General features: G+C 69.9%; 22 protein-coding genes and 1 pseudogene. 12 read left to right on the forward strand and 11 right to left on the reverse strand.

Features of this window, described 5'->3' with window-relative positions; translation table 11 throughout:
• Positions 1–33: 33 nt before the first annotated feature.
• Positions 34–735: a hypothetical protein gene (locus tag FCK90_RS06405; protein WP_158033476.1), complete on the reverse strand. Its 702-nt coding sequence runs from the start codon at positions 733–735 to the stop codon at positions 34–36.
• Between the two features lie 90 nt (positions 736–825).
• Between FCK90_RS06405 and FCK90_RS06410 the strand changes: the two genes are divergently transcribed.
• A complete protein-coding gene (locus FCK90_RS06410; protein ID WP_158033477.1) occupies positions 826–2,631 on the forward strand; it encodes an ABC-ATPase domain-containing protein in 1,806 nt (601 codons plus the stop codon).
• A gap of 67 nt (positions 2,632–2,698) precedes the next feature.
• On the opposite strand, the gene FCK90_RS06415 is transcribed toward FCK90_RS06410, so the two are convergent.
• The 8 genes from FCK90_RS06415 to FCK90_RS06450 form a co-directional block, all read right to left on the reverse strand.
• Complete coding sequence (locus tag FCK90_RS06415; RefSeq protein WP_246180041.1) at positions 2,699–3,631, reverse strand: formate/nitrite transporter family protein; 933 nt, start codon at positions 3,629–3,631, stop codon at positions 2,699–2,701.
• A 130-nt stretch (positions 3,632–3,761) separates the two neighbouring features.
• Positions 3,762–4,193 carry a pyridoxamine 5'-phosphate oxidase family protein gene (locus tag FCK90_RS06420; protein WP_158033479.1) on the reverse strand — a complete coding sequence of 144 codons (432 nt, stop codon included), beginning with the start codon at positions 4,191–4,193 and terminating at the stop codon, positions 3,762–3,764.
• Positions 4,194–4,429: 236 nt separating this feature from the next.
• Complete coding sequence (locus FCK90_RS06425) at positions 4,430–4,963, reverse strand: sugar O-acetyltransferase (RefSeq protein WP_158033605.1); 534 nt, start codon at positions 4,961–4,963, stop codon at positions 4,430–4,432.
• A gap of 117 nt (positions 4,964–5,080) precedes the next feature.
• Entirely contained in the window at positions 5,081–5,878 is a 798-nt protein-coding gene (locus FCK90_RS06430; protein WP_246180042.1) for a putative hydro-lyase, read from the reverse strand.
• Positions 5,875–7,629, reverse strand: coding sequence for an acetyl/propionyl/methylcrotonyl-CoA carboxylase subunit alpha (locus tag FCK90_RS06435; RefSeq protein WP_220433287.1), 1,755 nt, complete (start codon positions 7,627–7,629; stop codon positions 5,875–5,877). The genes FCK90_RS06430 and FCK90_RS06435 overlap by 4 nt, the downstream gene beginning before the upstream one ends.
• Positions 7,626–9,308, reverse strand: coding sequence for a 5-oxoprolinase subunit B/C family protein (locus tag FCK90_RS06440; RefSeq protein ID WP_158033480.1), 1,683 nt, complete (start codon positions 9,306–9,308; stop codon positions 7,626–7,628). Before FCK90_RS06440 ends, FCK90_RS06435 begins: the two co-directional genes overlap by 4 nt.
• Positions 9,305–10,072, reverse strand: coding sequence for a LamB/YcsF family protein (locus FCK90_RS06445; protein ID WP_158033481.1), 768 nt, complete (start codon positions 10,070–10,072; stop codon positions 9,305–9,307). Before FCK90_RS06445 ends, FCK90_RS06440 begins: the two co-directional genes overlap by 4 nt.
• A 100-nt stretch (positions 10,073–10,172) precedes the next feature.
• Positions 10,173–11,462 (reverse strand): NRAMP family divalent metal transporter, encoded by a 1,290-nt coding sequence (locus FCK90_RS06450; protein ID WP_158033482.1) that lies wholly within the window; start codon positions 11,460–11,462, stop codon positions 10,173–10,175.
• 176 nt (positions 11,463–11,638) lie between these two features.
• Here FCK90_RS06450 and FCK90_RS06455 point away from each other — a divergent pair, with 176 nt between their 5' ends.
• From FCK90_RS06455 to FCK90_RS06485, 7 genes are all read left to right on the forward strand, one after another.
• Positions 11,639–12,334, forward strand: a complete 696-nt coding sequence (locus tag FCK90_RS06455; RefSeq protein ID WP_158033483.1) for a GntR family transcriptional regulator — start codon at positions 11,639–11,641, stop codon at positions 12,332–12,334.
• 5 nt (positions 12,335–12,339) lie between these two features.
• On the forward strand, positions 12,340–13,035 hold the full coding sequence (locus tag FCK90_RS06460) for an ABC transporter ATP-binding protein (RefSeq protein WP_158033484.1): 696 nt from the start codon (positions 12,340–12,342) through the stop codon (positions 13,033–13,035).
• Positions 13,032–14,639: a DUF6297 family protein gene (locus tag FCK90_RS06465; protein WP_158033485.1), complete on the forward strand. Its 1,608-nt coding sequence runs from the start codon at positions 13,032–13,034 to the stop codon at positions 14,637–14,639. Before FCK90_RS06460 ends, FCK90_RS06465 begins: the two co-directional genes overlap by 4 nt.
• 114 nt (positions 14,640–14,753) lie before the next feature.
• Positions 14,754–15,644, forward strand: coding sequence for an aldo/keto reductase (locus FCK90_RS06470; protein WP_158033486.1), 891 nt, complete (start codon positions 14,754–14,756; stop codon positions 15,642–15,644).
• 177 nt (positions 15,645–15,821) lie between these two features.
• The gene (locus FCK90_RS06475) at positions 15,822–16,247 is read left to right on the forward strand and encodes a GntR family transcriptional regulator (protein ID WP_158033487.1); all 426 of its coding nucleotides are present in this window, start codon (positions 15,822–15,824) and stop codon (positions 16,245–16,247) included.
• 47 nt (positions 16,248–16,294) lie between these two features.
• Positions 16,295–17,242: an ABC transporter ATP-binding protein gene (locus FCK90_RS06480; protein ID WP_246180044.1), complete on the forward strand. Its 948-nt coding sequence runs from the start codon at positions 16,295–16,297 to the stop codon at positions 17,240–17,242.
• The gene (locus tag FCK90_RS06485; RefSeq protein WP_158033489.1) at positions 17,239–17,955 is read left to right on the forward strand and encodes a hypothetical protein; all 717 of its coding nucleotides are present in this window, start codon (positions 17,239–17,241) and stop codon (positions 17,953–17,955) included. The genes FCK90_RS06480 and FCK90_RS06485 overlap by 4 nt, the downstream gene beginning before the upstream one ends.
• A gap of 111 nt (positions 17,956–18,066) precedes the next feature.
• Here FCK90_RS06485 and recQ read toward each other — a convergent pair whose 3' ends face one another.
• Together recQ and FCK90_RS06495 are read right to left on the reverse strand one after the other, a co-directional pair.
• Positions 18,067–19,908 carry a DNA helicase RecQ gene (recQ, locus tag FCK90_RS06490; RefSeq protein ID WP_158033490.1) on the reverse strand — a complete coding sequence of 614 codons (1,842 nt, stop codon included), beginning with the start codon at positions 19,906–19,908 and terminating at the stop codon, positions 18,067–18,069.
• A 67-nt stretch (positions 19,909–19,975) separates the two neighbouring features.
• Complete coding sequence (locus FCK90_RS06495) at positions 19,976–20,569, reverse strand: YdhK family protein (protein ID WP_158033491.1); 594 nt, start codon at positions 20,567–20,569, stop codon at positions 19,976–19,978.
• Positions 20,570–20,852: 283 nt separating this feature from the next.
• Here FCK90_RS06495 and FCK90_RS06500 point away from each other — a divergent pair, with 283 nt between their 5' ends.
• The 4 genes and pseudogenes from FCK90_RS06500 (at position 20,853) to FCK90_RS06515 (ending at position 24,800) form a co-directional block, all read left to right on the forward strand.
• Positions 20,853–21,875 (forward strand): iron-siderophore ABC transporter substrate-binding protein, encoded by a 1,023-nt coding sequence (locus FCK90_RS06500; RefSeq protein ID WP_158033492.1) that lies wholly within the window; start codon positions 20,853–20,855, stop codon positions 21,873–21,875.
• A gap of 10 nt (positions 21,876–21,885) precedes the next feature.
• Positions 21,886–22,927 (forward strand): annotated as a pseudogene (locus FCK90_RS06505) (FecCD family ABC transporter permease).
• Positions 22,924–23,991, forward strand: coding sequence for a FecCD family ABC transporter permease (locus FCK90_RS06510; RefSeq protein WP_158033493.1), 1,068 nt, complete (start codon positions 22,924–22,926; stop codon positions 23,989–23,991). Before FCK90_RS06505 ends, FCK90_RS06510 begins: the two are co-directional and overlap by 4 nt.
• Positions 23,988–24,800 carry an ABC transporter ATP-binding protein gene (locus FCK90_RS06515; protein ID WP_158033494.1) on the forward strand — a complete coding sequence of 271 codons (813 nt, stop codon included), beginning with the start codon at positions 23,988–23,990 and terminating at the stop codon, positions 24,798–24,800. Before FCK90_RS06510 ends, FCK90_RS06515 begins: the two co-directional genes overlap by 4 nt.
• Positions 24,801–24,804 lie beyond the last annotated feature (4 nt).

Raw genomic sequence — 24,804 nt, forward strand, 5'->3', positions numbered from 1 at the left:
TGGCAAGGACGGATTGGGCCTTCCGGAAACGGTTCAGCCCTGCGGCAGCCGCCGGAGAGGGGCTTGGGCGCGGGAGCGCAACCAGTTGATGAGCACGCCGGTCAGGGCCGCCGCGATGCCGCTGAGGACGACCAGGACCAGCATGGTGGTCAGTGCCTGGACCGAACCGGCCTGCTGATACGGCGCGCCCTGCCAGTGGGACAGCCAGACGGGTCCGGCGATTACGGAGGTCAGGAACGGCACCAGGTACAGCAGGCGCAGCCACAGGGGATCGACGGCGGCGAAGACGGGAGCCGAGGCGGTGATGCCCACATTGGTCAGGAACCAGCAGCCCGCGCTGAGCACGAGGATCCCCAGGGGGTTCTCTCCCAGGCTGCCTCCTAGCGTGGTGAAGTCTGCACCCGATCCCAGCGCCCACGGCCATGCGAGCATGGACACCGCCGCCGCCACGGCTACGGTGGGGCCCGACAGCAGCAACAGCGGGATCAGCCCGCGCCGGGGGAAGCCGTAGTCCTCCCGGTGCAGGTCGGCCAGCACCCATGGCCAGAGCACGGCGGCCGCCGACAGGGCGATGACGCCCAGGAGGGCGCCGTCGTCGATGACCGAGAAGTTGTTGTTCCGTAGAACGGAGCGCTGCCCCAGGAACGCGGCGATGACGCTGACTGCCGCCAGCACCACGGCGAATCCCGCCTGGGATCTCAGGGCTCGTCCCAGTGTGGTGTGCCCGCCGCTCATCGGCCCCCGCTCACTGAGGCGGAATCGCCCTTCGCTGTCTCGATTCTCCTGCGCATAGGCCCACCCTATGCGGGCCCGTAGGGTGGGGGGATGCGCGACCTCCAGACACTGCACCGCATCCTCCAGGAACTCGACGGCCAGGGCTACGGAGGTTACAAGCGGCTCAAGGGGATGTACGACCTGGGAGATTTCCGCCTCAGTGTCGACCATGTCCAGGTGGATCCGTATGCACCGCCCTCGAAGGTCCGTGCGATCTTCACCCGTGAGGCCCTCGCGCTTCCGCCGGGGTCGGCAGACAGCCGCGAGCAGCGGATCGCGGCCGCCGATTTCCTGGCCCGCGGCTTCCTCGCAGCGGTCACCGCCCGTCAGCGCGGGGCGGGAGGTTCTCCGCGGTCCTCGCGGGCGGCGCCTCGCGGACGATGGGGCCATGACTCCGGGGCGGACGAGTCGCGGGCGATCACCGCCTACCCCTGCGGGCAGGAGGTGATCGAACGCAGCACCGTCGTGATCTCCGGCGAGCACGTGGAGGTCCGGTTCGAGGTCGGGCTGCCGGCCGCGGGCCGGCGGGTCAAGGGCCGCTCGGCGGACCGCATCCTCACCAAGGCCCTGCCCGAGGTCCTGCTGTCATCCCTGGCGCCGGGTCACCGTGACGACGACGCGCTCATCGCCCACGTGGAGCTCTACCTGGACCAGCTCGCCCTGCGTGATTCGCTGGCCGAACGCGATCTGGTGGCCTTCGTCGGCGACGGCGCGATCCTGCCCCGCCGCTCGGGCGACTCGGCCCTGCCCCTGGAACGCGGCGCCGTCCCGTTCGAGAGCCCTCAGTCGCTGCGGGTCGCCGTCGACCTCCCGAGCGGCCGGCGGGTGACCGGGATGGGGGTCCCCTCCGGCATCACGGTGATCGTGGGCGGGGGCTATCACGGGAAATCCACGCTGCTGGCGGCTCTCAGCGGAGGGGTCTACCCGCATATCGGGGGCGACGGACGCGAGTGGGTGCTCACGCGCGAGGACGCGGTGGCCATCCGGGCGGAGGACGGCCGCGCGGTGACCGGCGTCGACATCTCCCCTTTCATCACGGGGCTGCCGACGGGCGTGGACACCCGTGCCTTCACGACGACGAACGCCAGCGGCTCCACCTCCCAGGCGGCCAATTTGGTCGAGGCCCTGGAGACGGGGACCTCGGCGGTGCTGATCGACGAGGACACCTCCGCCACGAACTTCATGATCCGCGACGACCGCATGAAACGCCTGATCCCGGCGCACAAGGAACCCATCACGCCCTTCGTGGACCGCGTCGAGCCCATGCTGACCCAGACGGGGGTCTCCACGGTCCTGGTGGCCGGTGGGTCCGGGGCGTTCTTCGACGTGGCCGACCACGTCATCGCCATGGAGTCCTACCAGCCGCGGGACGTCACCCGGGAGGCCCGGCAGATCGCCGCCGACACGCCCCTGGCGGACGAGTCGGGCACCTCCGGCGTCAACGCCCGCGAGGTACCACCGTTCCGCGCACGGACCCCGCGGATCGTGCAGCGCAACAGCCTCGCCCCGGCATCGAAGTCGAAGGGCTCCCGTGCCCGAGGCCGTACGGAGATCCAGGTGGGACGTGAGCACATCGATCTCAGCGCGGTCTCGCAGCTGGTCGACCCGGGGCAGACGACGGCGATCGCCCACGTCATCGATCAGGTGGGTGCCGGGTCCGGAGGAAATGTGGCCCTGGAGCAGCTCGCCTCGGAGGTGATCTCCCGGCTCGAGCGAGAGGGACTGGACACCCTGGGCCGCCATGCAGGACACCCCGGCTATCTGGCAGCCCCGCGCCGGCAGGAGCTGCACGGGGCGATCAACCGCTACCGGGGCCTGAGACTGGCCAACGACGGCGATGAGGAACCCGCCTCCTAGGGCAGGCCCCCTCAGATCCCCTCGTACGGGCCTCTCCGTCGGGCCTATCCGCTCAGGCGCCTTCTTCTCAAGCCTCGGAGACGGGGTGGTAGTGGCTGTCGTCGTTGACGTAGGCGTAGTAGATGCCGATGAGCAGACCGCCGCCCATGAAGTTCCCGATCAGCGCCACCCCCACGTTGGCCAGCGCTGCCAGGACGTCGATGCCGTGGTTCAGCCCCACGACGGTGAACAGCACCGTGTTGGCCACGGAGTGCTCCAGACCCAGGAACGCGAAGACGAACACGGCCGCGATCATGGACAGCGCCTTGGTGAGGTCGTCCTTGATGTAGCCGTTGTAGATCAGCAGCATGGCCAGGTTGATCATGAAGTTGCACAGCACGGCCCGGACGAACAGGTCCCCATAGCCTTCCCAGCCCCCGGCGACGTAGGCCAGCTTGTGCTCGGTCGCCGCGAGCATCGCCTCGCCGGCGGCTCCATCGGGGATGGTGGACATGGTGTACAGCACCGCGATCAGCAGCCCGCCGAGGAAGTTGCCCAGCAAGCACAGCCCCAGGATCTTCAGCCCCCGCCAGGCCGTGATCCTGCGATAATAACCACCGATCGAGACGATCATCATGTTCGATGTCAGCAGCTCCGACTTGGTGTAGTAGATGAACACCAGCGCCCAGCCGAAGGCGAGTCCACCCAAGGCGCGGCCTATGCCGATGAGCGTCTCCTCCCCCACCGGGATCCCATCGAAGACCGCGATCAGCCCGAAGTTGGTCACGTACAGGATGGCGACGATCATCCCGGCCATCGCAGCACGCATCAGATAGCGCTGGACCAGGGTCCCGGTCATCCGGTACTTGGTATCCAGGGCCTCCAGGACGGCTGAGATGAAGGTCTTGCCCGGGAACAGGGCGCTGACCGATTTGCCGTGCGGCGCGCCGGTTCCGGCTGTCGCGGTGCCGTCCGGACCGGATTCGGGATGCGCTTCGTCGCGGGTGCTTTCAGTGGCCACCGGACGATGGTGCCACGGCGTGCGCACGCCGCGGGTACGGTTTCCCGTTGTTTTCGCGGTGTTTCGGTGGCGACGCATCACACCGCCGTCGGACGCCCGCTCGGCGCCCCGGACCTACTGCGGGCTCCCGTCAGAGGTCGTTCTCCTCCATCACCGGCGGGCTCGTCTCCACGTCGACCCACCGCATCCACCGGGGCTCCAGACCGACGACGCACAGGTAGGCGGGATCCTCGGCGCTCTCACCGTGGGCGATGGCCAGGGCGTCCGCCGCATGCTCGGCCTCACTGCCGCCCAGGACGCGCGCCAGGGCCTCCATCTGGATCTCCTGCCCCTGCCCGGAGACCACCACGAGCGACACCTCGGGGCGCGAGCCGATGTTGAGAGCCTTGCGGGCGCGACGGTCCGTGGCGAAGACGATGGTCCCCGACCCCGTCACCGCGAGATTCACCCACGCCGCCTCGGGGAAGTCCCCCTCCGCGGGATGGGTGGCCAGGACGCCGCCGGGATGCCGCTGGACGAAAGCGGCCAGGACCGCCGCCGGCTCCGGATTCTGATCTGTCATGATGTCCCCTCATCGTCCGCGCCGCTGCAGGCTGACTAACCCTTTCCATCTCCGTCCGGAACCACCCGCCGAGCACTCTCGGAGGCGGTGGGACGACACGGCGCGGTTCTTCTTCGCCCCTCACTCAGACAGGTGTCCAAGTATGACGCCGACGGGCTCCCGGCGCCATCGCACCACGCCGGTCACCACGATGCCCCCACCCCGGCGTCCAGGCCCCCCGCGCCTTGCGACCGCACTCAGATGTGCTTGATCACCTTGGCCGGGTTGCCGACCGCCACGACGTTGGCGGGGACATCCTTGGTCACCACGGCGCCGGCACCGATAACGGAGTTGTCGCCGATCGTCACGCCGGGGCACACGACGGCGCCACCGCCCAGCCAGACGTTATCGCCGATCACGATCGGCTTGCCGCCTTCCAGCTTGTCCCTCCTCGGCTGGGGGTCGACCGGATGGGTGGGGGCCAGCAGCTGGACGTTGGGGCCGAACTGGCAGTCCTCGCCGATGGTGATCGGAGCGACGTCCAGCGCGGTGAGGTTGAAGTTGATGAAGGTGCGCGCGCCGATCGAGATGAACTCGCCGTAGTCCACGTACAGCGGCGGGCGGATCATGACGTCCTCGCCGAGGTCGCCGATGATCTGCTCCAGGATCCCGCGGGCATCGTCCTGCTCGTGGAGCACGGCCATGTGGTACTCGTGCGCCAGGCGGGCCGCCAGCTTGCTGCGCGCCGCGTTGACCGGATCGTCCCCGATATACGGGTCGCCGGCCATCATGCGCTCGCGGTTGGTACGGTCATCGCCTTCGAAGTAGTCGCGCTCAGTCACGTCACCGAGCCTACGCGTCGCCTCAAACGGCCGCGAGTAGTCTCCGTCCGGCGGGTACAGGCCGTCCTAGACCCGGTAGCGGGAGTCCGGGGCGTCCGTGACGAACATGTAGCCCGGGGCGTGGGTCAGGGCGAAGGGCGGGCGCGATGCCATGATCGCGGCCTGCGGGGTGACGCCGCAGGCCCAGAACACGGGGATCTCGCCCTCGCCGATCTCCGGAGCGTCCCCGAAGTCGGGGGTACCGATGTCGGTGATGCCCAGACCCTCCGGATCGCCGACATGCACCGGCGCCCCGTGGAGTGCCGGATACCTTCCGGAGATCTGCACCGCGTCGGCCACGCGGTGCGCGGGGATGGGACGCATGGAGACCACGAGCTCACCGCTGATCCGTCCTGCGGGCGCACACGGCCGGCAGGTGCGGTACATGGGCACGTTGCGCTCCAGCTCCTGGTGCCGGATGGGGATTCCCGCCTCGACCAGGCCCGCTTCGAAACTGAAGCTGCAGCCGATCAGGAAGGAAACCAGATCGGGGTGCTCCTCCCAGGCGGAAGAGGCGTCGCCGGTTTCCTCCGCCAGCTCCCCATCGCGCCACACCCGGTAGGCGGGAAGGTCCGTGCGCAGGTCGGCGCCGGGTGCCATGGCCGGTTCGGTGGCCCCGGCGTCGAGCACCTCCAGGACCGGACAGGGCTGAGGGTTGCGCTGGGCGTAGAGCAGGACGTCGTAGGCCCAGTCCGCGGGGACGGAGATCAGGTTCGCCTGGACCAGCCCATGGGCGACGCCGCTCGTGGGCCGGACCAGTCCCCCTCGATAGGCGGCTCGGGCCTCCCGGGCCTCGGCGAGCTGTCGCCGGGTCGCGGAGATCACGACTCCTCCACGGTGCCGAGCACCTGGCCTGCCACCAGGTCCTCTCCGGCCTCGGCATTCCGACGCAGCGTACCGGCCCGGGGTGCCTTGACCGGCACCTCCATCTTCATCGCCTCGATGACCGCGACGGTCTCTCCTTCGGAGACCTCCGCGCCGTCGTCGGCCTTCCACGCGCTCAGCCTGCCGTTGAAGGGAGCGGGCACCGCGCCGGGGTCGGACTCGGTCTCCTCGCCACCTCCGGCGTTGTCCTCCGGCGCCGCCCCGTCGGAGGAGGTGCCGAGGCGGGCCAGCAATGCGGCCGGCAGTCCCAGCTGCACGCGCCGCCCGTCGATCTCCACGGGCACCCGCAGAAGGGGCGTCTGCCCGGGTGAGGGAACCGGCTCGGCGGCCGCGAAGTCCGCAGGGCACTCCTCCTCGATCCAGCGGGTATGCACCGCGAACTCCCCCTCGGAGGCCGTGAAGGCAGGGTCTGTGACGACGTACCGGTCGAACGGCAGCACCGTCGCGACGCCTCCGATCTCGAACTCGTCCAGCGCCCGCCGCGATCGCGCCAGGGCCTCTTCGCGGTCCCGCCCCCAGACCACGAGCTTGGCCAGCAGCGAGTCGAAGCTGCCCGGGATCGTCTGCCCCGCTTCGAAGCCGGCATCCAGGCGCACGCCCTGGCCCGCGGGGGCGTCGAACCTCTCGATCGTCCCGGGGGTCGGGAGGAAGCCGAGGGCGGGATCCTCGGCGTTGATGCGGAACTCGATCGCATGACCGAAGACCTGCACCTCATCGGGTACGCGCATGGGTTCGCCGGCTGCGATGCGGAACTGCTCCTGGACCAGGTCCACCCCGGTCACGGCCTCCGTGACCGGGTGCTCGACCTGCAGGCGGGTGTTGACCTCGAGGAAGGACAGGGTGCCGTCGGCCCCCAGCAGGAACTCGACCGTGCCCGCCCCGACGTAGTGCGCGGCGGCGCAGATATCGGCGGCAGCGGTGTGGATCCGTGCGCGCAGGTCGTCGTCGATGAACGGGGCGGGTGCCTCCTCGACGAGCTTCTGGTTGCGGCGCTGCAGGGAGCAGTCACGGGTCCCGAGCACCGCGACGCGGCCGTGGCGGTCGCCGAGGACCTGCGCCTCGATGTGCCGGGGACGGTCCAGGAACCGCTCAACCAGGCAGTCGCCTCGTCCGAAGGCCGTGACGGCCTCGCTCACCGCGGATTCGTAGGCTTCCGCGATGTGCGCGCGGTCGCGGACCACGCGCATCCCCCGTCCACCGCCGCCGTGGACGGCCTTGATCGCCACGGGGAGGCCGTGAGCGTCGGCGAAGGCGACGACCTCCTCGGCGTCCTGCACGGGATCGTTCGTGCCGGGGACCAGCGGTGCCCCGACCTCCGCGGCGAGCGCCCGCGCGCGGGCCTTGTCGCCCAGCAGCTCGATGGCCTCGGGATCTGGGCCGATCCAGACCAGGCCCGCGTCGATGACGGCGCGGGCGAACTCGGAGCTCTCGGAGAGGAACCCGTAGCCGGGGTGCACCGCATCCGCTCCGGCGCGTTCGGCGATCTCGAGCAGCTTCGCGATGTCGAGGTAGCTCTCGCCGGGGGTGGTCCCGTCAAGCGCGTACGCCTCGTCGGCCAGGCGCACATGAGGCGCATCGGCGTCGGGGTCCGCGTACACGGCGATCGAGCGCAGCCCGGCCTCCTTCGCGGCGCGGACGACGCGCACCGCGATCTCCCCTCTGTTGGCCACCAGGACGGTGCTCAGGCTCATCGTTCGTTCTCCTCTGTCGTCGAAAGGCTCGTCGAAGGGTGTGTCGATAGGTGTGTCGTGGTGAAGCGCACTCGGGCGCCGGGCGGCAGCTGCGCCGCGAGGTCCAGGTCCCGGCCGTGGACGACGCCGATCACCGGGTAGCCGCCCGTCAGGGGCCGGTCGGCGAGGAAGAGCACCGGCTGGCCGTCGGGGGGAACCTGCAGCGCCCCGGTGACGGTGCCCTCGCTCGGCAGTTCGCGGTCGCGGTAGTCCGCCGACCGTTTCAGGACCTCGCCCGCCAGGCGCACTCCCACTCTGTCGCTGTGCGGGGTCACCTCCCAGGAGGTCTCGGTCAGGCTCCGCAGCCCCTCCTCGCCGAACCAGTCATCGCGCGGCCCGGGGACGATGCTGAGGACGGTCTCCTCACCGGGTACGGGGAGCTCGGCAGCGGGTGGCTCCGGGAGGCCGACGGCGGTCGTGGGAGCATCACCGGCGAGCACCTTGTCCCCTGCGGCGAGCGGTTCGGGGCCGAGGCCCGCGAGGGTATCGCGGGAGGCACTGCCGAGCGCGAGCGGTGCCCGCACCCCACCCCGCAGGGCGAGAACCGTGCGGAGACCGCGTTCCGGGGCGTCGAGCTGCATCCGTTCGCCGGGATCGACCCGGAAGGGGCGGCCCGTCACCACCTCGCGCGAGCCGAACGGCCCCTCGATCCGGCCGCTGCGCGGTGCGCCGGCGAGGGCCAGGACCGAGGTGGTGAGCACCTCGGCGGCAAAGCCGCCGTGTCCCAGTTCCAGGACGGGGAGGCTCTCGGCGTTGCCGACGAGCCGGTTCGCGCTGGCCAGGGTACCGCGGTCGGCGGCTCCGGACGGGCTCACGCCGAACGCGGCGAATCCGGGGCGGCCCGCGTCCTCCACGAGGGTCTGCAGACCGGGCTCGGTGACCTCCAGGACAGGTCTGCCGCCCTCGGGTTCCGTGTCCACGGCGCTTCGCGCGCTCTCCTGCGGCTCGCCGATCGAGAGCTGTCCCCGCTCCGCGGAGAACCTGACTCTCGCCCCGGGGACCAGTGCCGCGGGGCGCTCGCGATCGAGATCCCACATCGCCCGGGGGGTATGCCCGATCAGCTGCCATCCTCCGGGGCTCTCCCGCGGGTACACCCCGGAGAACGGTCCCGCCAGGCCGACGGAGCCGGCCGGGATACGCGGCCGGGGCGACTGCCTGCGGGGCACGCTCAACGCGTCGTCCCCGCCGGAGAGATAGGCGAAGCCCGGCGCGAAACCCGTGAACGCGACCGTGTAGTCCGCGGCCAGGTGCCGGTTGATGACCTGGTCGACGCTCATGCTCGTGAGCTGGGCGACCTCCTCCAGATCACCGCCGTCGTACGTCACCGGGATCACGGTCTCGGCCTCCTCCCCCGCCCGCCCGGCGGAGCCCGCGTGCTCCCTGAGCAGCTTGCCCAGCCGCATCGTGAAACGCCGGGGGGATGCCGCCTCACCGCCGTACACCAGCACGGTCTCCGCAGCGGGTACGAGCTCCCCGACATCCAGCTCACCGGATTCACGGGCAGCGGCGAGCGAGGCGAAGACCGCCAGGGCGTGGTCGAGAGTTCCGCAGTCGAGCAGCAGGGCACCGTCCCCGGCGACCCGGACCTTCGGTTCCGCAGGACCGGATCCGCGGGCGGCCCGTGAATCTGCGGCGTTCACCGCGCACCCGTGAACGAGCCGAGGGAGACACCCGCGTCGAGCAGATGGCTGCGCACGTCGGCTGCCATCTGGACGGCGCCGTCGGTATCGCCGTGCACGCAGATCGACTCGGCCCGGATCTTCACCTCACTGCCGTCGCGGGCGCTGATGACGCCTTCGCGCACCAGACGCAGCATGCGTTCGGCGACATCGGCCGAGTCGTGGAGCACCGCACCCTCCTCGCGCCGGGAGACGAGAGCGCCCGTGGGCTCGTAGGCCCGGTCGGCGAAGGCTTCCGGGACGGCGCGCAGTCCCGCGGCCTCGGCCTGCTCGACCAGCGGGGAGGCGGCCAGGCAGACCAGCGGCAGCTCGGGATCCACCGCACGCATGGCCCTGATCACGGCGGCGGCCTGCCGTTCGTCGCGGGCGATCGTGTTGTAGAGAGCGCCATGCGGCTTGACGTAGCCGACCTCGGTGCCCGCAACCCTGGCCAGCGCCTGAAGTGCGCCGATCTGGTAGATGACGTCGGCCTCCAGCTCCTCGTCGGTCACGTTCATCTGCCGCCGGCCGAAACCCACGAGGTCCGGGTAGGCGACGTGCGCCCCGACCGCGACGCCGCTCCCGGCGGCCGCCCGCAGGGTCCCCAGGACGGACTTCGGATCACCCGCATGGAACCCGCAGGCGACGTTGGCGCTCGTGACGATCTCGAGCATGCGTTCGTCGTCGCCCATCCGCCAGGCGCCGTAATGCTCGCCGAGATCGCTGTTCAGGTCGATGTGCAGCATCGCAGCCCTTCTTTCCTGATCTGTGTTTGCTCGTCATGGTTCCCGGGGCCCTCTCGATCCCCACCGTAGGCAATCAAGCCCGCACGCACACCTGCCCCGCCTACACCGTGAGGAACTCGAAGATCGCCCCGAAGGAGACGACCCCCATGTACCAGGTCAGCGCGGTGACGACCGTCCCGGCCGCGAGGAGCAGCCGGTTGACCTGGTAGCCCCCGAGGAGATCCTTGCGGAACCACCCGATGTACATGAACACGGTGAAGCCGATCGGGAGGATCAGCCCGTTGAATCCGCCCGCGAACACGAGCAGGGCGGCGGGAGCCGTACCCACGATCAAGTACACGGTCAGGCTCACCAGGATGAAGACGACCGTCACCCAGCTGCGCAGCCTGCCCTCGACCCTGTGGCTGAACACGCTCATGAACGAGACCGAGGTGAAGGCGGCGCCGATGATGCTGGACAGCGCCGCTGCCCAGATCACTAGGCCGAAGGCCCGCAGGCCGAATTCGCCGGCGGCCGCCTGGAAGGCCTGGGCGGCAGGATCGCCCGTGACGTCGATGACCACGCCGCTCGCCGTGACGCCGAGGAAGGCGAGGAACAGCAGGAACCGCAGCAGGCCGGTGACGCCGATACCCAGTAGCGCCGAGTTGGTCACGGAGCGGATCTGCTCGTGGCCGCGGATACCCGAGTCCAGCAGCTTGTGCGCCCCGGAATAGGTGATGTAGCCGCCCACCGTCCCACCGACGATCGTCGTGATCATGGCGAAGTCGATCGTGTCCGGCCAGACCGTCTGCCGCAGCGCCTCTCCCACCGGCGGGTCGGAGACGATCGCGACGAAGAGCGTCAGGACGATCATGACCGCGCCGAGGACGACCACGACCTTGTCCATCGCCGCGCCGGCGCGCTTCACCAGGAAGATGCCGATGGCCAGCAGGGCGCTGATCAGCCCGCCGATCTTGGGGTCGAGGCCGATCAGGGCGTTGAGGCCCAGGCCCGAGCCCGCGATATTGCCGATGTTGAAGACGAGTCCGCCGAAGATCACGAGCACCGCGAGCAGGAAACCGCTGCCCGGGATCGCGGCATTGGCCAGTTCGCCCGCGCGCTGTCCGCTCACGGTGATGATGCGCCAGATATTCGACTGCACGACGAAGTCGATCACTACCGACGCGAGGATGCCGAAGGCGAACGCGGCGCCCATCGACACGGTGAAGGTGGCGGTCTGGGTGATGAACCCCGGGCCGATCGCCGAGGTGGCCATCAGGAAGATGGCACCGAGCAGAGAGCCCTTGCGGGCTTTCACGAAGTCAGCGGCGCCGGTCCTCCCCTCGCCCTCGCCGGAGGGTCGGGCTCCGCTGGACTCATGCCCTGCACCGGAAGATGTCTGTCCGTTCATGTGCTGCATTCCTTGCCTGCCGCTCCGGCCGCCCCATCTCAGGATCCGGGCTCAGGAGAGTGCCCACCAGCCCGGTCGGGGAGCATTGATGACCAAGAAAATACCGTGTTTATTGAACATTGCAATAGAGATTGTTCAACGAAATGGGCATTTTCCAGCCTTGTTACACTCCCGATATGACCAGCCCCGGCCCCCTGGAGCAGGGCGGTGACCCCCGTCCCCAGACCCCTGCACCGCGCGCGGAGTCTACGGCCGTCCAGCTGCGGGCCATGATCACCGACGGCTCGCTTTCGCCCGGCGAGCACCTGCCCGAGGCCAGATTCGCCGAACGTTTCGGCGTCTCGCGCAATACCCTGCGGGAGACCTTCCGGATCCTCGGCCAGGAGGGCCTGCTGTCCCAGATCCCCCACCGGGGCGTCTGCGTGGCGATCCCGACCATCACCACCATCATCGACGTGTACCGGGTGCGCAGGCTCATCGAGTGCCAGGCCATCGCCGAGGCGTTCCCCCGGCATCCGGCGATCCTGCGGGTCCGGGCGGCGGTCGACCAGGCGGGCGAGGCCCGGGATCGCGGCGACTGGCGCCAGGTCGGCACCGCGAACATCGCGTTCCACAAGGCCCTCTTCGAGCTGGCCGACAGCCCGCGTCTCATGCGCCTCTATCAGCAGATCGCCGCGGAACTCCGGCTGGCCTTCGGCCTCATCGACGACGCCGAATACCTCTACGCACCGTTCCTCGAATTCAACCGGGAGATCCTCGAGCATCTGGAAGCGGGCGACGGCGCCCGGGCGAAGGCCGCCCTGGAGGACTACCTCCTACGTGCCGAGCGCCTGGTCCTCGCGGCCTACGAGCGCCTCGACGAGGTCGAGTGAACCGCATGCCCGGCTCCCCGGCCCTCCTCGATGTCACGGCTCTGTCCTGCGGGTTCATGGGACACGCCGTCTGCGGCGAGGTCACCGTCACGATCGCCTCCGGCGAGGTCCTCGGCATCGTGGGCTGGAACGGCGCGGGGAAGTCCACGGTCCTGCGCACGGTGGCAGGACGGCAGGATGCGCTGAGCGGCAGCGTGCGATTCCGCGGCGAGCCCCGGCAGGAGGAGTCGGCCAGGTGGCGCCGTGCCGTCTCGGCCGTCTTCGACGACGACGCATGGTTCCCCGGGCTGACCGTCCGCGAGCACCTGCATCTGGTGGCCGCCGGTCATGGCCTGGCGGCGCCCGACCGCTCCGTCGACCAGGAGCTGGCCTTCTTCGGCCTCGAGGCGGCGGCGAAGGCCTTTCCGGAGACTCTGTCCTCCGGCCAGCGCCGCCGCCTCCTGCTGGCCGCGGCCTTCCTGCGGCCGGCAGATCTGATGCTCCTGGACGAGCCCGAGCAGCGGCTGGACCCCGCCATGGTCGCCCGCCTGGGGGAAAGGATCGTGGCTGCGGCGGACGAGGGCATGGCCGCCGTCGTCGTGACCCATGACCCGCAGTTCCTGACCCGCGTGGCCGGGCGCTGCCTGGTCATCGACGACGACGTGGACGAACTCACGCCTGCGAGAGCCGCCGCCCTGATCACCGGGCGGCCCGCGGAGTGAGCCGCCCCGAAGCAGGCCAGGCGAGGAGCGCGGACGCACGGGCCACGACCTCGGAGTTCGACCCCTGGCGCAGGGTCCGCCAGATCACGCGCCCCCGGCTCGCACGGCCGCTCGGCGAGCGGTTGTTCGAGGGCTACATCATGGTCTTCTACCTCATCGTCGTCGTCGCGATGGGCGGCAGCCTCCTGCACTTCACCAGCGCGCAGACGCAGCCGTCGACCTTCCTGCTCGACTCCGTGATCGTCGGGCCCGGCGGGATACCGGCTCTGCCGGCGATCTGCCTCATGGTCCTGGCCTTGGTCCTCATCGCATCGTGGGGGCTCCTGACCGTCGGGCCGGTCTCCGCGTCGCGAGCGGACCTCGTGTGGGGGCTGCAGCTGCCGGTCGACCGGCAGCCGTTCCTGCGGGGAACAGTGCGGCGGATCCTGCTGAAGGCGCTGCTCGCCTCATCGGTCGTTGCGGTCGTCGTGCTGTTCGCCGGCAGCGCCATCGTCGGTGACAGTGCCACGTTGCTGTCCGCTTGCGTGCTCGTGGCTGCCATCGGCCCGGCGGGGGCGGCTGCGGCCGTCGTCGTCCAGGCCCGTTCCCGGGCTGAAGGGGATACCACCGCCGTTGCGGGCATCGCCCTGTGGAGCGGCGCCGTCCTGCTGTTGGCCGGAGCGGGCACGGGACTCACAGCCATGGCGCTCGGCGTCCCGTTCCCCGTGGTCGGCGGGGACTCGCTCGCTGCGGTCGCCATCGTCGCAGCGAGTGCTCTCGCGGTGGTCGCCACGGCCTGCGTGGGATCCGCCTTGGCCCTGCGGTCGGTGCGCGGACTGGGCTGGCCGCAGCTGGCCTCCGGCGGCGGGCACCACCTGGTCCTCCGGGCGGCGGCCTCCTCCCTAGACGCGCAGGCCGTCTACCGGTCCCTGACCCGCGCCCCCTCCCGACGACGACGCGCTTCGGCGCTGCTCCGCTCGGCGGTCTCGGGCCCGTGGACCGCCGTCGTCGCGGCCGAGGCGCTCTCCTGGTGGCGGATACCGGGTGCCCTCTCCCTCTGGCTGAGCACGCTGGGACTGGGTCTGCTGCTGCCCACCGTGTCCGGGTGGGGCGCGCCGGTGGTGCTGCTGGCCGGGGTCGTCGTCCTGGGGCTGCTGGCGGCCGACTGCGCCGCGTCGGCCACGAGGGCCTCGGCCTTGTCCCCCGACCTCGAGGCGGTACTGCCGATCTCGGCGGGCTCCGCGCGCATCGCCAGGCTGGTCCACCCGTGCGCGCTCATGGCCGTCTGGATGACGGTGACCCTGGGAGTCCTGAGCCTGCTCACCGGATTGCCGGTCCTCCTCGCGATGGCGCCTCTGGCGGGGATCGGCGTGGGAGCGACGGCGACCGCCGGGGCGCGCCAGCCGCCGATCAACTGGGCCGGCTCCATGGTCCTGACGGAACTCGGGCCCGTCCCGGTCGGGGCCATCAACCAGATGACGGCCGCCCACCGGTCCGGCGTCATCGTCCTGGTACCCGTCGCCACGGTTCTCCTGGGAGCCGGCGGCTGGGTGCCGCTGGCCGTGCAGGCGGTGGCCACGGGTGCGATGGTGATCTGGGCGCTCGTCGTCCAGAAACGCCGGTGAGAGGGCATCCCCTGCGCTGAGACGCGAGGTGGGCCGCTCATCAGCGCTGATGGTCGGCCCAACTCGCATCTCGGCGGACTTTCTCCTGCAGCTGGACGTACCTACGGTGGGGTCATGAGCATTCCGAACATCACCCTGAACAACGGCGTCGAGATTCCCGCGCTGGGTTTCGGCGTCTACCAGACGCCACCGGAGGAGACGGTGGCCGCCGTCGAGAAGGCCCTCGAGACGGGTTACCGGCATATCGACACGGCCGCGGCCTACGGCAACGAGCGCGAGGTCGGGCAGGCCATCCGCAACTCGGGGATCTCCCGGGAGTCGATCTTCATCGAGACCAAGGTGTGGATCAACGACTACGGCTACGACCAGACGCTGCACGCCTTCGAAAAGGCCGCGGGCAAGCTCGGGGTGGAGCAGATCGACCTGCTCATCCTGCACCAGGCGCTGCCCTCGGAGTTCGAGAGGACCATTGACGCCTACCGGGCGCTGGAGCACCTGCTCGAACAGGGCAAGGTACGGGCGATCGGCGTCAGCAACTTCATGCCCGAGCACCTGGATCGCCTGATGGGCGAGACCCAGGTGATCCCCGCCGTCAATCAGATCGAGGTCCACCCCTACTTCCGGGAGACGGAACTGCTGGACAAGGACCGCGAGCTGGGCATCGTGTCCCAGGCCTGGTCCCCCATCGGCGGCATCACCTTCTACCGCGACTCGAACGGCGAACGGGGCAGCACCCTGGAGGACGAGCGGATCATCGCCATCGCCGAGGCGCACGGGAAGTCCCCGGCGCAGGTCATGCTCCGGTGGCACCTCGACCAGGGCCGCCAGGTGATCCCCAAGTCCGTCACCCCCGCACGGATCGAGGAGAACTTCGACGTCTTCGACTTCGAGCTGACCAATGACGAGCTGACCGCCATCGATGCCCTGGACACCGGGGTCCGTGGCGGCCCGGACCCGGAGGACGTCACCATGGCGACCTTCGGGAAGGAGATCCCGGAGGCGTAGCCGAACCGTCGCAACCGCACTCCAGCATTCCCGTCCGGGGCCCTTCTCTTTGTCGCATCGCGCAGAGAGGAGGGCCCCGGACTTTTGATGAGCCGCCTCGCCTGAATCCCTTGCATCCATCCCGGTTCTATGGTTAATTAGTTGAGTAACTAACCAAAGGACCTAGAGGAGGTGCTCATGACTCCGCCGGCACCGCGTTCCGATCGCCCGATCTTCCTGGAGCTCGCCGACCGGATCGCCGACGACATCCTCTCGGGCGCCTACCCGCCGGGCAGCCAAGTGCCATCGACCACCGAGCTGTCCGTGCACTACCGCATCAACCCGGCCACGGCCGGCAAGGCCCTCAACCGCCTGGTCGACCACGCCGTGCTGGAGAAGCGCCGCGGCCTCGGCATGTTCGTCACCGCCGACGGGCCCGAGGTCCTGCGCACGCAGCGCCAGGGCGAACTCCTCGACTCCTACGTCGCCCCGCTCCTGGCCGAGGCACGACGGCTCGGCATGACGACGGCCGACGTCGTCGCACTGCTGCAGAGCCACCCCGGGGCGGCAGCCGCAACGTCCCCGACCCACACCACCACTGCACCCGCGGAGGCATCGTCATGACTGTCACCACCACCGATCCCACGACCCGATCTGCCGCAGGAGCCCCCGTGACCAGCACCCCAGAGACCTCCGCAGGCATCGCCCTGCAGGGCGTCACCAAGTCCTTCGGCAAGACCGAGGTGCTCAAGGGCATCGACCTGCACCTCAAGCCCGGGAAGGTGTACGGGCTGCTGGGCGCCAACGGCGTGGGGAAGACCACGCTCATGTCCGTGATCTGCAACCACACGTTCCGCAGTTCGGGACGGATCACCATCGACGGCGAGGAGCCCGCCGAGAACGCCCGGATCCTGGAGCGCACCTGCTTCGTCCACGAGGACCAGCGCTGGCACGACGACTACCTCGTCGACCACATCCTGCGCGCGCTGCCGCACTTCTACCGGGACTGGCAGCCGGATCTGGCCGAGCGGCTCCTGAGCCGGTTCTCGATCCCGCGCAAGACGCCCCTCAAGAAGCTCTCCCGCGGACAGCGCTCCGCCTTCGCGGTGTGCATCTCCCTGGCCAGCCGCGCCGAGTACACCTTCCTGGACGAGCCCTACCTGGGGCTGGATCCGACCTCGCGCAATATCTTCTACGAGGAGCTCATGCGCGAGGTGGCCGAGCGCCCCCGCACGATCCTGATGTCCACGCATCTGATCGACGAGGCCGCCAACCTCATGGAGGAGGTCGTCCTGATGCGCCGGGGGCGCATCGAGCTGCACGCCGACGTCGACGAGGTCACGAGCTCCATGACCGCGATCCGCGGCATCGACGAGGCGGTGGACGGCTTCACGGCCCCGTACGACGTGGTCTCCTCGCAGTCCCTGGGCCGGATCCACTCCGTCCTGGTCAAGGGAGCGCTGGCCCCGGACGAACGGGCACGGGCGGAGGCCCTGCACCTGTCGGTCGAGAAGCCCGGCCTGCAGGAGATCGTCGCAGCCCTGGGCATCCTCGACCACGCCGTGGCGCAGAACCTTCCGCAGAACTCAGAGGTATCAGAGGCAGGAGTCACATCATGAACTACCCCATGCGCAGTTTCCGGCTCTACATGAGCCATCGCACCTACGCGATCTACGTCGCTCCTGTCATGTTCCTGGCCGTGCTGGCCCTGACCGTGATCGCGGGCCTGATCACCGGCATGGTGACCGGCCTGCCCCTGCCGCCCGAGGCGGCCACCACCTTCAGCGGCATGGGGATGCTGGTCAGCGTGCTGATCGGCTTCTTCATCTCCTCCTCGGCCCTGGCCGTCAACCGGACCTTCGCCACCGTGCTCGCCTTCGGCGGCACCCGGCGAGATTTCTGGATGGGCTCGGCCATGGGGTTCGGGGTGACCGCGCTGATCGCCGCCGTCTTCGCGACGGCTCTGCTGGGGATCGAAGAACTGACCAACGGCTGGTTCATCGGGGTCCCGGTGTTCGGCACGCCGCTGCTGGGCAACGGCGACTACCTCATCACCTTCGTCGCCGTCCTGGCCTACTCCCTCGCCGCGCTCTTCACGGGTGCGGCCTTCGGGACTATCTTCCGGGCCTTCGGTGCGACGGCGGTGACCATGGCCATCATCGGCGCGGTGCTGATCGTGGCGGGGATCGTCGCGGTGCTGGTCTGGCAGCGCGAGTTCACCATCCAGGCGGCGATCGATCTGGGCCACTGGCTGCCGTCGGTGCTGGCCGCGGCGTTCGCCCTGGTGTGCCTGCTCGTCAGCTACGTCACGAACAAGAAGGCCACGGTCTAGGCACGACGCCTCCGGGCATGACGGGTACGGGGCCTAGCAGTCCGCGTCCACTGTCGACCCGGGTCCCTCCCGCCCCCATCACCGGGCGGGAGGGACCCGGGTCGTTGCGGGTCAGTCCTCCATCGACCGTACGATGCCGACGACGCCGTCCCCGTACCGTTCGAGCTTCTTGGCCCCGATGCCGCTGATCCCCCTGAGGTCATGGAACTCGGTGGGCCGGGCCTGGGCGATCGCGATCAGGGTGGCATCGGGGAAGACCACGTAGGCGGGCACCTCCTGCTCCCGTGCCTGCTCGGAGCGCCACGCCCGCAGCGCCTCGAACAGCGCGGTCTCGGAGGCGCTGAGGTCGGCAGCGGTCGTCGACGACCTCCGTCCCGAGGATGCCGCAGCACGTCGCTTGGGGGCGGTACGGCGCAATTCGACCGTCGCCTCCCCGCGCAGGATCGGGCCGGCGGCCGGTGCGAGGCCCAGGGTGCCGTACTCGCCGTAGGAGGTCAGCACGTTACGGGCCAGCAACTGCCGGATCACGCCCCGCCATTCGGTCTCGCCGAGATCGGCGCCGACGCCCCAGACGCTCAGCTGGTCGTGCCGGGAGGCCGTCGACCGCTGATTCTCCTTGCCCCGCAGCACGTGGATGATCTGCCCGGCGCCGAAATGCTGGCCGCGTTCGCGGTCCAGGCGGATCACCGCCGAGAGCAGTTTCTGCGCGGCCACCGTGGCATCCCAGCCGGTCGGCGGGTTGAGGCAGTTGTCGCAGTTGCCGCAGGGCCCGGCGTCCTGGCCGAAGTACCGCAGGATCTGCACCCTGCGGCAGGTCAGCGACTCGCACAGTGCGAGCATGGCGTCCAGGTGGGCCCGCTGGCCGCGCTGGTGGGCCTCGGTGCCGTCGGAGTCGTCGATCATCCGGCGCAGCTGGACGACGTCGTGCAGTCCGTAGGCCAGCCAGGCCGTGGCGGGCAGCCCGTCACGCCCGGCGCGGCCCGTCTCCTGGTAGTAGCCCTCGACGCTCTTGGGCAGGTCGAGGTGCGCGACGAACCGCACGTCGGGTTTGTCGATGCCCATGCCGAAGGCGATGGTGGCCACCATCACCACGCCGTCCTCGCGCAGGAACCGTGCCTGTCGCTCGGCCCGCTCCCCCTCGCTCAGGCCGGCGTGGTAGGCCAGGGCGTCCAGGCCTTCCTTCCGCAGCGCCTCCGCGGTCTGCTCCACGCTGCGGCGCGAGAGGCAGTAGACGATCCCGGAGTCGCCGTCGTGCTCGGAACGCAGCAGCTGCAGCAACTGGGTGCGGGCCTTGTCCTTCTCCACGATCCGGTACTGGATGTTGGGCCGGTCGAAACTGGCCACGAAATGCCGCGCCCCGCCCAGGCTGAGGCGTTCGGTCAGCTCGCGGTGGGTGGCTTCCGTGGCCGTCGCGGTCAGCGCGATCCTGGGCACGTCCGGGAAGCGGTCCGTCAGGACGGACAGGCCCAGGTAGTCCTTGCGGAAGTCATGGCCCCACTGGGACACGCAGTGCGCCTCGTCGATGGCGAACAGGGACAGCCCCGCCCGGCTCAGCAGGTTCAGGGTGCGCGCCTGGACCAGCCGCTCCGGGGCCATGTACAGCAGGTCCAGCTCCCCCGCCACCAGGGAGGCCTCCACGGCCGCGGACTCCTCCGGGCTCAAGGTCGAGTTGAGGAACGCCGCCCGTACCCCCACGGCCGCGAGCGCGTCCACCTGGTTCTGCATCAGGGCGATCAGCGGGGAGATGACGATTCCCGTGCCGTCCCTGACCAGGGCCGGGATCTGATAGCACAGGGACTTGCCGCCGCCGGTGGGCATGAGCACCACGGCGTCTCCCCCGGCGGCCACGTGCTCCACGATCTCGGCCTGGTCGCCGCGGAAGGCGTCGTAGCCGAAGACCTCGCGCAGGACGTCCAAGGGCGTGGTGGTTGCGCTGGCGGGATGGGAAGTCACCGCTCCAACCTAGTGCCCCCGGGCGCTACAGGTGGTCCGATCGGGGCCGTGGCAGCCTCGGAGTGCGCTATTGCACAGGCCGGATCTCGCTCTCCACCACCCATTTGTGATTGGTCATGGCCATGCCGTCCATATCGAAGTCCACCATGTAGACGGTTTCGTCCGTGGAGCTGTCGACGCTCGCCCGAGCGCCGTCCATCCCCGGCATGTGATCTGCGGTCAGGACGACCTCGGTCCCATCGGGAAGGGGCGCCTCCCCGGGGTCCTCCAGCTCCTCGTGGACCACCCACTGGTGTCCGGTGACGGGCTCGCCGCCACCGGTGGGCGTATAGGAGACCGCGTACGTGGTCGTGTCGAAGGCCCCCGAGATCGTGGCCTCTGCGCCGTCCATCCCGGGCATGTGGTCCGCGGCCAGGCGGACGGTCTCCCCCATGGCGTAGGCGGGGTCGGCCGCCTCCTGGATCCCCTCCGGTGGCTGACCTCCGTCGGCATCGTGCTGATGACCGCCGCCGCCTTCTTCGTGGGCGTGGCCCTCGGCCGCGGTCGCCTGACCGGAGGGCTCCGCGGTCTCCTCCTCGCCCGAGTCCCCGCAGCCCGTCAGGACCAAACCGCCGATCAGGACGGCCGAGGCCATTCCCAGCGCTGTCCTCCGATGTCCCATACCGTCTCCTTCTCCTCGTCTACCGCCGGTTCAACGTCTGCCGCTGGTGGTCGCACCCGGCCACCGGGATTCTGAGAGCTTCCGTCCGCCGGGGCCCCTCCGGGTGATCTGGCGGCTCCCTTCACCGTATACCCCTGGCGGGTATCGGCGCACGAGGTTGCCAAGCCGGCGTCGCTCCGTACGGTCCGCACCAGCGGCTCAATTGCTATTGTGGAACGGCGTCTTTAATGTAGGTTAGGCAACCCTTACTTACGGGATGCTTTCACCCTCCTTGAAAGGCGCCATGTCTATATCGCTGCGCACCCCGGCTGCTGCCGTGGTCACCGTGCTCGCCATCGGTCTCTCCGCATGCTCCGGGGGCTCCTCGGATTCCTCGGGCTCAGGGGACGACGGCGACTGGCAACCCGTGACCATCGAGCACGCCCTCGGCACCACCACCATCGAGGACAAGCCCGAGCGCATCGCCACCGTCAACTGGGCCAATCATGAGGTGCCCCTGGCCCTGGGCGTGGTCCCCGTCGGCATGGCCTCCGCCGACTTCGGCGACGATGACGACAACGGGATGCTCCCCTGGGTCGAGGACCGGTTGGAAGAGCTGGGCGGCGAGACCCCCGTGCTGTTCGACGAGACCGACGGCATCGACTTCGAGGCCGTCGCCGACACCGACCCCGACGTCATCCTGGCCGCCTACTCCGGGCTCACCCAGGAGGACCACGACACCCTCAGTGACATCGCTCCCGTGGTCGCCTACCCGGAGACCGCATGGGGCACCCCGTGGCGGGAGATGATCGAGGTCAACAGCGAGGCGATGGGAATGGCCGAGGAGGGCGACGAGCTGGTCGCCTCCCTGGAGGAAGAGATCACCGAGGCCGCCGAGAAGCACACCGGTCTGCAGGGCAAGACCGCGATGTTCCTGACCCATGTGGACACCACCGACCTGAGCGAGGTCAGCTTCTACACCACCCACGACACCCGCGCGATGTTCTTCGAGGACCTCGGACTGGAGACCCCGCCGAGCATCGCCGACGCCTCGGCGACCACCGACCAGTTCAGCCTCACCCAGAGCGCCGAGCAGGCAGACGCCTTCGACGACGTCGACATCATCGTCACCTACGGCGACGACTCGCTCGTGGAGACGCTCGAGTCCGACCCGCTGCTGTCGCAGATGCCCGCCGTCGAGAACGAGGCGATCGTGGCCCTGCCGGGCACCGAGCCGTTCGGCACCGCCGCGAACCCCACGCCGCTGTCGATCTCCTACGTGCTGGAGGATTACCTGACCGCGCTCGACGACGCCGCGGCCAAGTAACCGCCGCTTCATGGCTCTTCTCGCCTCACCGCAAGCGTCGACCGCCGTTCGCCGGCGGTCGACGCTTGTGCGCACCCGCTGGCTCCTCGTGCTCGTCCTCCTGCTGGTCGCCTTCATGGCGGCCTCGGTCATGATCGGCTCCCGCGACGTCGGACTCTCCGACGTCGTCGCCGCGTTCACCGGGCCGCCCGAGGGCTTCGACCAGGCCGCCGTCGCCAAGCGCATCCCCAGGACGCTCCTGGCGGTCGTGGCCGGTGCGGCGCTCGGCGTCTCGGGGGCGGTGATGCAGGGGGTGACCCGAAACCCGCTCGCGGACCCGGGCATCCTGGGGGTCAACACCGGAGCGACCCTGGCGGTCGTGATCGGCATCGCCTTCTTCGGCCTGACCTCGGCGGCCAGCTTCATCTGGGTCGCCATCATCGGGGCCGCCGCCACCGCCCTGGCGGTCTACGTCATCGGCTCCCTCGGGCACGGGGGCACCACTCCCCTCAAGCTCGCCCTGGCGGGGGCCGCGACCGCAGCCGCCCTGAGCTCCCTGGTAACGGCCGTCATACTGCCCCGCGGCGATATCGCCGGCGGGGTCCGGTCCTGGCAGATCGGAGGCGTCGGGGGCGGGACCTTCGCGAGCATCCAGCAGGTGCTGCCGTTCCTGGCCGTCGGGTTCCTCCTGTGCCTGCTGACGGCCAGGGGGGCTGGACTCCCTCGCGCTGGGCGACGAGTTCGCCGCCGGCCTGGGCGAACACGTGACCACCATGCGCGCGACCGCATCCCTCGGGGCGGTGATCCTGTGCGGGGCGGCGACGGCGGTCACCGGGCCCATCGCCTTCGTCGGCCTGGTCGTGCCCCACGCCTGCCGGCTGATGATCGGGGTGGACCATCGCTGGCTCATCTCGTTCTCGGCGGTCGCCGGCGCCGCCCTGCTGACCGCCTCGGACGTGATCGGCCGGATCGTGGCCCGCCCCGCCGAGCTGGATGTCGGAATCGTGACCGCCCTGATCGGCGCCCCCTTCTTCATCGCCATCGTCCGCCGGCAGAAGGTCCGCGCGCTATGACTACCCTGTCGCCGCAGAAGACGGCCGGCCCCGCCATGCCCACCCTCGAACGGGTCACCCAGGCCAGGCATCACCGCACCGCCCGGCGGCGCACGGTCGTCGTCGTGCTGCTCGTGCTGGTGGCCCTCGTCTACGCAACCTCGCTCATGGTCGGCAAGACCTTCTACCCCCCGTCCGAGGTGCTCGCCGTGATCTTCGGTCAGGACGGGTCCGGAGCCACCTTCACCGTGGGACGGTTGCGACTGCCGCGCGCAACACTGGCGGTGATCGTCGGCTGCTGCTTCGGCCTGGGCGGGGTCACGTTCCAGACGATGTTGCGCAATCCGCTCGCAAGCCCCGACATCATCGGCATCAGCGCCGGGGCGAGCGCTGCGGCTGCCTTCGCCATCGTGTCGCTGTCCCTGACCGGGGCTCAGGTCTCGGCCTTCGCGATTATCGCGGGCCTGGCGGTCGCGGTGATCATCTACCTGCTGTCCTATCGCAGCGGCGTCGCCGGCACCCGGCTGATCCTGATCGGCATCGGCGTCGCGGCCATGCTGGACAGCCTCACCAGCTACGTGCTCTCCCGGGCCGCGCAATGGGATCTGCAGGAGGTCATGCGCTGGCTCACGGGCAGCCTCAACGGCGCCTCGTGGGAGCAGGCCCTCCCGGTGCTGATCGCCCTGCTCCTGCTGGGCCCCCTGCTCCTGCTCACCTCGCGCGACCTGACCGCCACCCAGCTGGGCGACGATGCCGCATCGGCCCTGGGCGTGCGGGTGAACCGGACCCGGCTCGTGGTGATCGTCGCCGCGGTGGGCCTGATCTCGTTCGCCACGGCCGCCGCCGGCCCCATCGCGTTCGTCGCCTTCCTCTCGGGGCCGATCGCCGCCCGCCTGGTCGGGCCCGGAGCCTCCCTGCTGTTCCCGTCCGCCCTGGTGGGAGCCCTGCTGGTGCTCTCCGCCGACCTGGTCGGGCAGAACTTCATGGGCACGCGTTTCCCCGTGGGGGTCGTCACCGGCGTGCTCGGCGCCCCCTACCTGATCTATCTCATCGTCCGCACCAACCGCACGGGGGGTTCCTTGTGACCACCAACCACTCACTGACGGTCGAGGGGCTCTCCCTGGGATACGGCGATCGCACCGTCATCGAGGGGCTGGACCTGTCGATCCTGCCCGGCAAGGTCACCGCCATCGTCGGGGCGAACGCGTGCGGCAAATCCACCCTGCAGCGCTCGATGTCCCGCTTGCTCGCACCGCGGGCCGGGAGCGTGCTGCTCGACGGCCGGAAGGTCCACGAGCTGCCGGCCAAGCAGCTGGCCCGCACCCTGGGACTGCTGCCGCAGTCGCCGGTCGCCCCGGAGGGCATCACCGTGGCCGAGCTGGTGGGGCGGGGCAGGCATCCCCACCAGGGCCTGTTCTCCCGCTGGAGCCAGGAGGACGACGCCGCCGTCGCCGAGGCCCTCGAGGCCACCGCGACCGTGGAGCTGATGGACCGGCCCGTGGACGAGCTCTCGGGCGGCCAGCGCCAGCGGGTGTGGATCGCCACCGCCCTGGCCCAGCGGACGGACCTGCTGCTGCTCGACGAGCCCACCACGTTCCTCGATGTCAGCCACCAGGTGGAGGTCCTGGACCTGCTGACGGACCTGAACCGCCGCCGAGGCACCACGGTGGTCATGGTCCTGCACGACCTCAACCTCGCGGCCCGCTACGGGGATCACCTGGTGATGATCGCCGGCGGCCGCCTGCATGCTGCGGGCACACCGGCCGAGACCTTGACCGAGGAGAGCGTGCGGGCCGTCTTCGGGATCGACAGCAAGGTCATCGTTGATCCGACGTCGGGCACGCCCCTCATGCTGCCCCTGGGACGCCACCACGTGAAGCATCCGTCCGCCTGATCTT

The organism is Kocuria coralli (genome assembly GCF_008831305.1).
Lineage (GTDB): Bacteria > Actinomycetota > Actinomycetes > Actinomycetales > Micrococcaceae > Kocuria > Kocuria coralli.

What these genes read in the sequence shown, in the direction of transcription:
- FCK90_RS06405 (WP_158033476.1), bottom strand. Translation starts at nt 735, where the DNA reads ATGAGCGGCGGGCACACCACACTGGGACGAGCCCTGAGATCCCAGGCG.
- FCK90_RS06410 (WP_158033477.1), top strand. Translation starts at nt 826, where the DNA reads ATGCGCGACCTCCAGACACTGCACCGCATCCTCCAGGAACTCGACGGC.
- FCK90_RS06420 (WP_158033479.1), bottom strand. Translation starts at nt 4,193, where the DNA reads ATGACAGATCAGAATCCGGAGCCGGCGGCGGTCCTGGCCGCTTTCGTC.
- FCK90_RS06425 (WP_158033605.1), bottom strand. Translation starts at nt 4,963, where the DNA reads ATGATGGCCGGCGACCCGTATATCGGGGACGATCCGGTCAACGCGGCG.
- FCK90_RS06435 (WP_220433287.1), bottom strand. Translation starts at nt 7,629, where the DNA reads ATGAGCCTGAGCACCGTCCTGGTGGCCAACAGAGGGGAGATCGCGGTG.
- FCK90_RS06445 (WP_158033481.1), bottom strand. Translation starts at nt 10,072, where the DNA reads ATGCTGCACATCGACCTGAACAGCGATCTCGGCGAGCATTACGGCGCC.
- FCK90_RS06450 (WP_158033482.1), bottom strand. Translation starts at nt 11,462, where the DNA reads ATGAACGGACAGACATCTTCCGGTGCAGGGCATGAGTCCAGCGGAGCC.
- FCK90_RS06455 (WP_158033483.1), top strand. Translation starts at nt 11,639, where the DNA reads ATGACCAGCCCCGGCCCCCTGGAGCAGGGCGGTGACCCCCGTCCCCAG.
- FCK90_RS06460 (WP_158033484.1), top strand. Translation starts at nt 12,340, where the DNA reads ATGCCCGGCTCCCCGGCCCTCCTCGATGTCACGGCTCTGTCCTGCGGG.
- FCK90_RS06470 (WP_158033486.1), top strand. Translation starts at nt 14,754, where the DNA reads ATGAGCATTCCGAACATCACCCTGAACAACGGCGTCGAGATTCCCGCG.
- FCK90_RS06475 (WP_158033487.1), top strand. Translation starts at nt 15,822, where the DNA reads ATGACTCCGCCGGCACCGCGTTCCGATCGCCCGATCTTCCTGGAGCTC.
- FCK90_RS06485 (WP_158033489.1), top strand. Translation starts at nt 17,239, where the DNA reads ATGAACTACCCCATGCGCAGTTTCCGGCTCTACATGAGCCATCGCACC.
- FCK90_RS06495 (WP_158033491.1), bottom strand. Translation starts at nt 20,569, where the DNA reads ATGGGACATCGGAGGACAGCGCTGGGAATGGCCTCGGCCGTCCTGATC.
- FCK90_RS06500 (WP_158033492.1), top strand. Translation starts at nt 20,853, where the DNA reads ATGTCTATATCGCTGCGCACCCCGGCTGCTGCCGTGGTCACCGTGCTC.
- FCK90_RS06510 (WP_158033493.1), top strand. Translation starts at nt 22,924, where the DNA reads ATGACTACCCTGTCGCCGCAGAAGACGGCCGGCCCCGCCATGCCCACC.